This window comes from Methylobacterium nodulans ORS 2060, from assembly GCF_000022085.1.
GTDB classification, from domain to species: domain Bacteria; phylum Pseudomonadota; class Alphaproteobacteria; order Rhizobiales; family Beijerinckiaceae; genus Methylobacterium; species Methylobacterium nodulans.
In genome coordinates this window covers 450,526-458,070 of sequence record NC_011887.1, presented here as the reverse complement: position 1 = coordinate 458,070, position 7,545 = coordinate 450,526, and the positions used below count along the sequence as shown (strand labels likewise).

Genomic DNA, 7,545 nt, shown 5'->3' with positions numbered 1-7,545 from the left:
GATCAGTCTGCGTCCGGGGACGCTGCGGCCCAGGCCGGCGGCCGCTTGGCCAGGAAGGCGGCCATGCCTTCCTGAGCCTCGGGGGTGGTGCGCATGCGGGCGATGAGCGCACGCGCATGGTCGGTTTCGTCCGCGAGGCCGTCGTGGCGCTCCAGCCGCGCGAGAAGCGCCTTGCACTGGCGCAGGGCCTGCGGCCCGCAGGCCGCGATGGCGGCGACGAGTGCCTCGATCCGCCCCTGCATCGCCGGCGCGGGCAGCACCTCGTGCACGAGCCCGTCGGCCCATGCCTCGTCGGCGCCGAACGGCTCTGCGGTGAGGAAGCGCCGGCGGGCCCGGCGCAGGCCGATCGCCCGCACGACGAAGGGGCTGATCACCGCCGGGACCAGGCCGAGCCGGGGCTCGCTGAACCGGAACGTCGCACTCGCTTCGGCGAGTGCGACGTCGGCGCAGCTGATGAGGCCCAGGCCGCCGCCGTAGCAGCAGCCCTGGACTACCGCGATCAGCGGCACCGGGAGCGCGGCGAGGCTCCCGAGGGCCCGATCGAGATGGGCCGCATCGCGCAGGTTCTCGGCCCCGGACAGCTCCGCGGCCCGGCGCATCCAGCCGAGATCGGCACCGGCGCAGAAGTGGCGTCCCTCGCCGGTGAGCAGAACTGCGCGCAGCGCCTCCTCCCCGGCGAGATCCTGCGCGATCCGCGCGATCCGCCCGAGCATGTCCTCGTCGAGGGCATTGCCGCGCTCGGGGCGCATGAGGCGGATCTCCGCGACCGGGGCACCGCCGGGCAAGGCCCGGCGGTGAACCACGACGGACTGGTCCATGGCTTTAGGCCGCCGCCCGGGCGGGTTCGGAGGAAGCCGCCGCGTAGATCCGGCGCTGGCCCTCGATCGCGGCGAGGCGGAAGCGCCCGCGGCTCTCCTGCGGGAAGACGCGGTCCTCGGCCTGCGAGGGGGCGTCGTAGAACCAGGCCGCGTAGGTGCGCCCGTCGAGGCGGCGACGGCTGTCGAGCATCGCCCGATGCGCCTCCGCGCGCAGGTGGCGGCGGTATTGCGGCTTGACCGTGGCGGTGAAGAACTCGCCGACCGCGCCGCTGCCGTAGCTGAACAGGCCGATCGTGCGGCCGCCGAGATCCTCGCCGCACCGATCGAGGAGCGAGCACAGGCCGATATAGAGCGAGGCCGAATAGGTGTTGCCGATGGCCCGTCCGTAGATCTGGCTGTCGGCGTAGCAGCTCTCGTCGAGATGCGCCGCCTCGGAGCCCGCGGCCTCGGACAGGGCCGCGAAGGCTTTCTTGGCCATCCGGGTGAAGGGCTGGTGGAAGCAGAGCTTGTCGACCGCGCCTAAGGGCAGCCCGCCCTTGCGCCGATAATCCGCCCAGGCCTCGGCGAGGGACCGCAGGTAGACGTCGATGGAGAGCTTGCCGTCGACACAGGCCGTCGACCGGTGGTTCGGCCGCCAGAAATCCATCACGTCGACGCTGTAGAGGCCGCTCACTGGATGAAGCTCGAGGAGGCGCGGATTGGCGGAGATCACCATCGCCACGGCGCCCGCGCCCTGCGTGCACTCGCCCTCGGATCCGCGCTCGTAGCGCGCGATGTCCGAGGCGATCACCAGGACCTTCTCCATGGGCCGCTGGCGCACGAGATCGGCGGCGAGCTGGATGCCGGCGGTGGCGCTGTAGCAGGCCTGCTTGAACTCGACGACGCGGCAATGCGGGTTCAGCCCGAGCAGGCCATGGACGAAGAGCCCGGCGGATTTCGACTGATCGATGCCGCTCTCCGTGGCGAAGATCACCGTGCTCACCGTATCGCGCAGCTGCCGCGTCAGCAGCGGCGCCACGGCATTGGCCGCCATGCTCACGACGTCCTCGTCCGGCGGCGGAACGGCCATGCGCTCCTGGCCGATGCCCACCAGGTACTTGTTTGGATCGATCCCGTGGGCGATCACCAGATCATGCAGGGAATAATAGTATTCAGGCGTATAGATGGAGATGTCGTCGATGCCAACGCCGGTCATTTCGTCTCTCCTGGTGAATGCACGATGTCCATGAGGCCGCACGGGCCCGACCGTCCGTTCGATCCTGCGTGAGCCGCGCAGGGAGGCGCAGATGTTCCGCCGCCGAGCGACGGCAGGTGTGATCCAACGGAAGTCTCGGTTGGGCTCCGGTGCGGCCCGTCGGAAGTGGATCGTCAGTCGACGATCTCCGAGGGGGTGCGCTGTTCTGCACCGCGCCGCCACCCCGGTATGCACTCTGTCGCATGATCAGCCGATTCAGCATAGCTCGAAATATCTTCATGTTTTCAAAATTACGCTCATGGAACTTCCCGAAGATACCGTGATTATCTTCGATTTTTGTCCAGTGAGAAATTTGATTTTTATTGAGTCTAGGGGAAATGTCTTTTGCCCCCGCCGGATGAGAGAGTCGGCAGGCGATGATGCCGAGACGGCCCGTGGCCGGACCGCCGCCGTGCCGGGCGGCCGCCCATGACGCGAAACCCGCCCCGGGCGGGCCGGGGCGGGTTTCGCGTCATGGGCTGGAAGCGGCGGCAGGATCGGGCGATCGGTCGGATGGGGCGCCCGACGGTGGCGGCGGGCCGCCCTCGCGCGCCATCCGGGCCGGCTTCGTCATCCGGCCTGAGCCAGGCCGGCGACGGTCCCGCGCCGATGGTCCCGGGCGAGAAGCGTGTAGATCGTCGGGAGCACGATCAGGGTGAACGCGGTGCCGACCAGAAGCCCGGCCACGACCACGGCGCCGATCGCGAAGCGGCTCGCCGCCCCGGCGCCGCTCGCGAAGATCAGGGGCACGAGCCCGACGACCATCGCGGCGGTCGTCATCAGGATCGGCCGCAGCCGGATCCGGGCGGCCTCGACGATCGCCGCTGCCCGGTCGAGGCCGTCGCGCTCCTGCAGCTCGTTGGCGAAGGCCGTCATCAGGATGCCGTGCTTGGCGATCAGGCCGACCAGCGTCACCAGGCCGATCTGGGTGAAGATGTTGAGCGTGGTGTAGCCGAGCCAGAGCGGCAGCAGCGCGCCGAAGATCGAGAGCGGTACGCTGACCAGGATCACGAACGGGTCGCGGAAGCTGTTGAACTGCGCGGCCAGCACCAGGAAGATCACCGCGAGGGCAAGCCCGAAGGCGACCGTGAGACGGTGGCCCTCGGTGACGAACTGGCGGGATTGCCCGAGCCAGGCCGTGCCCATCCCGGGGGGCAGATCCTCCGCCTGACGCTGCAGGAACGCGACCGCCTGGCCCATCGTGGTGCCGGGCGCCGGCACGGCCGAGATCGTCACCGCGTTCATCTGGTCGTGCTGGCCGAGCTGGTTCGGCTCCGCGCGCGGCGCGGTCGCAATGACGGTTCCGAGCGGCACCAGCTCTCCGGAGCGCGCGCGGACGTAGAAGCGTTCGAGCCCCGCCCCGTCGGCCCTGAACCGGCGCTCCACCTGCGGGATCACGTCGTAGGACCGGCCCCGGAATTCGAAGCGGTTGACGTACTTCTCCCCGACGAGCGTCGCGAGGGTCGCGGCGACGTCGCGCATCGACAGGCCGAGCTTGCCCGCCCGGGCGCGGTCGACCGAGAGGGCGATCCCCGGCTTGTCCCAGGTGAGGTCGGAATCGACCACCGCGAACAGGCCGCTCGCGCGGGCCGCCGCCACGATCCGCTCCTTGACCGCGTAGAGCTGATCGTAAGGCACCGGTCCGCGCACCACCATCTGGACCGGGAGGCCGGGCGCGGTGGGCAGGGCCGGGAGCAGGAAGGCGATCACCGACAGGCCGGGATTCTGGGCGCCGTCCGCCTGAAGCTCGGCCATGATCGCGGCCGCGCTGCGGCTGCGCCTGTCCCAGGGCACGAGATTGACGCCCGCGAAGACGGAGTGGGGGCCGGGCTCGGTCTGGCTCGACCCGTTGAGGACCCAGGTCGTGTCCGCCTCCGGCAGGCGCCGGAACGCCGCCTCGAGCCGGACCGAGTAGCGTTCCGTGTAGTCGAGATTGGCGTAGCGCGGGGCCTTCGCCACCTCCATGACCGTCCCCTGGTCCTCGGTCGGGGCGAATTCCCGCTCTGCGGCGAGGTAGAGGGCGACCGTGCCGGCGAGCGCCGCGACGGCGAAAGCCGTCATGAGAGCGCGGTGCCGCAGGCTCGCGCGCAGCATGACGGCATAGGCCTCGGCCAGGCGCGCGAAGGCCTGCTCGATGCGCCGCGCGAAGCCGCCATGCTGGCTCTGCGGCTGAAGCAGGAGGGAGCTCATCATCGGCGAGACGCACAGGGCGACCACGCCGGAGACCAGCACCGCGCCCGCGAGGGTGAAGGCGAATTCGCGGAACAGCGAGCCGGTGATGCCCCCGATCAGGCCGATCGGGGCGTAGACCGCCGCGAGCGTGACCGTCATGCCGATGACCGGTCCCACGACCTCGCGGGCTCCCCGCAGCGAAGCCTCGAACGGGCTGGCCCCCTCCTCGATGTGGCGATGGACGTTCTCCACCACGACGATCGCGTCGTCGACCACGAGGCCGATAGCGAGGACCATCGCCAGGAGGGTCAGCAGGTTCAGGCTGAAGCCGGCCACGAGCATCAGGGCCGCCGCCCCGACGAGCGAGAGCGGGATCGTCACCATCGGGATCAGCACGGCGCGCCAGGACCCGAGGAACAGGAAGATCACGATGACGACGACGATCGCCGCCTCGACCAGCGTGTGCTCGACCTCCGTCAGGGCGGCCTGCACGAAGCGGGCGACGTCGAAGACGTTGCTGATGTCGAGGCCGGGCGGCTTGGAGCGTTCGAGCTGGGGCAGGAGGGCGGTGACCGCCCGCACGATGTCGAGGGGGTTGGCGTCCGGCGTCCCGTTCACGGCCACCACCACGGCGGGCCGGCCGTTGATGAGCGCGCTCTCCTCGTAATCCTGGCCGCCGAACGCGATCCGCGCCACATCCTCCAGGCGCACCTGCGGATCGCCGTCGCGCAGGACGAGGCGGCGGAAGGCCTCGGGATCCTGCGCGTCCGTATCGGCGGTGATCGCGGCGGCGGTGAAGGATCCCTTCACCTGACCCGCGGCGATCTGGACGTTGTTGCGGGTCAGCGCCTGCCCGACCTCGGCCGCGGTGAGGCCGTGGGCCGCCAGCCGGTCCGGATCGAGCCAGACGCGTAAGGAGAGGTTGCGCCCGCCCATGATCTGGGCCGAGGCCACGCCCTTGACCGAGGCGAAGAGCGGCTGGACCGCGCGCACCGCATAGTCGGTGATCTCGGGGATCGGCAGCGTCTCGCTCATCAGCGCGACGTACATGACGGCGGTGGGATCGTCGGTGACCTTCTCGATCACCGGATCGTAGGCCTCCTCCGGCAGGCGGTACTTGGTCTGCTGGACCTTGGCCATGATCTCGGCGAGGCTGCGGTCCGGGTCGGCGTCGAGGCGCAGCCGGGCCTTGATCAGGCTGCGCCCGTCGCTCGAGATCGAGCTGAGATACTCGATGCCGTCGGCGGTGGCGATGGCCTGCGAGAGCGGCACCGTCACGAAGCCCTGCATCAGGCCCTGGGCCGCACCCGGATAGCGGGTCTCGACCGTGATCGCGGCGCTCTGGAGCTTCGGGTATTGCCGCACCGGCAGGGCGAGCAGCGCGAAGGTGCCGCCGAGCAGCACCATAAGGCTCACCACGATCGCCAGCGTCGGCCGGCGCACGAACAGGTCGGTGAAGGCCATCGCGGGTTCTCCTCACCGCAGGGCGGGTTCCGGCGCCGCGGAGGCGGCGTGGCGCGCTTCCAGCCGCACCGGCTGTCCCGGGGAGAGGCGGAGCTGCCCGGCGGTGACGACGACCTCGCCGGGCTCCAGGCCCGCGCTGACGACGATGCGGCCCTCGCTGCGCCGTCCCGTGGTGACGGAGACCTGCGCGACGTGGCCATGGCCGTCCGCGTCGAGGTCGCGCACCACGAAGGCCGTGTCGGTGGCTGCGCTCGCCACGATGGCGGTCTCCGGCACGGTGACCACGCCGCGCTCGGGCGCGAAGCGCAGCGTCGCCGTGACCGAGGCGCCCGGGCGCAGCGAGCGGTCCCGATTGTCGAGACGGGCGCGCAGGCGGATGTTGCGGGTCCCGGGATCGATCTGGGGCTCGATCGTGTCGAGGCGCGCCAGGACGGTCCGGCCTCCCGCTGCGTCGCTCGCCACCTCCACGGCCTGCCCCTCGCGCAGGTCGGCGAGGTATCGCTGCGGGACCGCGAAATCGACGTAGAGTGCATCGAGCGCGGTGAGCGTCACGATCGGATCGCCGGCCCGCAGGTAATGGCCGGGATCCGTGCGCCGCAGGCCGAGTTCGCCGGCGAAGGGCGCGCGCACCACCCGTTGCGCGAGGGCGGCCTCGGCGGCCTGCCGCTGAGCGACGGCCTGGTCGAGGCCCGCCTGGCGGCGGTCGACCTCCGCCTGCGCCGTGGCCTCCCGCTGCAGCAGCGCGCGCGCCCGATCGAGCTGCAGCCGTGCCAGCGTTTCCTCGGCGCGGCTCCGGTTCAGCTCCGCCTGCTGCGGATCCCGGAACAGGTCGAGGATCGGGGCGCCGGCCTCGACCCGTGCGCCCTCCTGGAAGTGGATCGCGACCACGCGCCCATCGACTTCGGGCGACAGGGTCACCTGCTGGACCGCCCGGAGCGACGCGACGGCGGTGACGCCGCGGCCGAGGGGCGTGTCGGAGACCCGGCTCGTCTCGACGGCGAGCGGCTTGACCGGCTGGTCCGGGTCCGGGCGAGCCGGCGCGCCGCCCGTCCCGGCGAGCAGCAGGGCGCCCGGCGTCGCGACCGCGAGGCCGAGCAGGATCCGTGAGGTGCGTCTCATGGCGGAAGCTCCTTCGGCGCGACGCCGGCCCGCTCACCCGAATAGGCGTGCGGCGGTCTCAGCCACCAGGCGGCCCTGGAAGTGGGCTCCCTCGATCTCGGTGGCGCTCGGCCAGCGGCTGCCGTCGCCGCCCGTGATCGTGGTGGCGCCGTAGGGGCTCGCGCCGCTCACCGCCTCGATGCCGAGCTGGCCCTGGAAACTGTAGGGCAGCCCGACCACGACGAGCCCGAGATGAAGCAGGTTGGTGATCAGGGAGAACAGGGTCGTCTCCTGGCCGCCATGCTGGGTCGCGGTCGCCGTGAAGGCGGCGCCGACCCGGCCGTTGAGGGCGCCGCGCGCCCACAGGCCGCCGGTCTGGTCGAGGAAATTCGCCATCTGGGCCGAAACGCGGCCGTAGCGGGTGCCGCAGCCGATGATGATCGCGTCGTAGTCCGGCAACTCCTCGACACTCGCCAGGGGCGCGGCCTGGTCGAGCTTGTAGCCGGCCTGCCGGGCGACCGCATCGGGCACCGTTTCCGGGACGCGGCGCAGCGCCACCGTGGCCCCCGCTTCGCGTGCGCCCGCCGCGACGGCCTGCGCCATCGCCTCCACATGGCCGTAGGCCGAATGATACAGGACGAGAACCTTGGGCAACCGAGCCTCCTCCGGGGGGTTACGTCGGTGCCCGAAATCTACGCGCGCCGGATCTTGCCGGGAGGCAGCCGGAATGGCACGGGTCGTTCCAGAATTGGGACGTGA

At 71.1% G+C, this 7,545-nt stretch carries 5 protein-coding genes; all 5 read right to left on the bottom strand.

Going from position 1 to position 7,545, the window contains the following annotated elements; translation table 11 throughout:
* Positions 1 to 2: 2 nt before the first annotated feature.
* Positions 3 to 818: an enoyl-CoA hydratase-related protein gene (locus tag MNOD_RS40590; RefSeq protein WP_012631416.1), complete on the bottom strand. Its 816-nt coding sequence runs from the start codon at positions 816 to 818 to the stop codon at positions 3 to 5.
* Between the two features lie 4 nt (positions 819 to 822).
* Positions 823 to 2,013 (bottom strand): hydroxymethylglutaryl-CoA synthase, encoded by a 1,191-nt coding sequence (locus MNOD_RS40585; RefSeq protein ID WP_012631415.1) that lies wholly within the window; start codon positions 2,011 to 2,013, stop codon positions 823 to 825.
* 609 nt (positions 2,014 to 2,622) lie between these two features.
* The gene (locus tag MNOD_RS40580) at positions 2,623 to 5,688 is read right to left on the bottom strand and encodes an efflux RND transporter permease subunit (protein ID WP_012631414.1); all 3,066 of its coding nucleotides are present in this window, start codon (positions 5,686 to 5,688) and stop codon (positions 2,623 to 2,625) included.
* Positions 5,689 to 5,700: 12 nt separating this feature from the next.
* On the bottom strand, positions 5,701 to 6,807 hold the full coding sequence (locus MNOD_RS40575; protein ID WP_012631413.1) for an efflux RND transporter periplasmic adaptor subunit: 1,107 nt from the start codon (positions 6,805 to 6,807) through the stop codon (positions 5,701 to 5,703).
* 33 nt (positions 6,808 to 6,840) lie between these two features.
* Positions 6,841 to 7,440: an NAD(P)H:quinone oxidoreductase gene (gene wrbA / locus MNOD_RS40570; RefSeq protein ID WP_012631412.1), complete on the bottom strand. Its 600-nt coding sequence runs from the start codon at positions 7,438 to 7,440 to the stop codon at positions 6,841 to 6,843.
* Between the last annotated feature and the right edge of the window lie 105 nt (positions 7,441 to 7,545).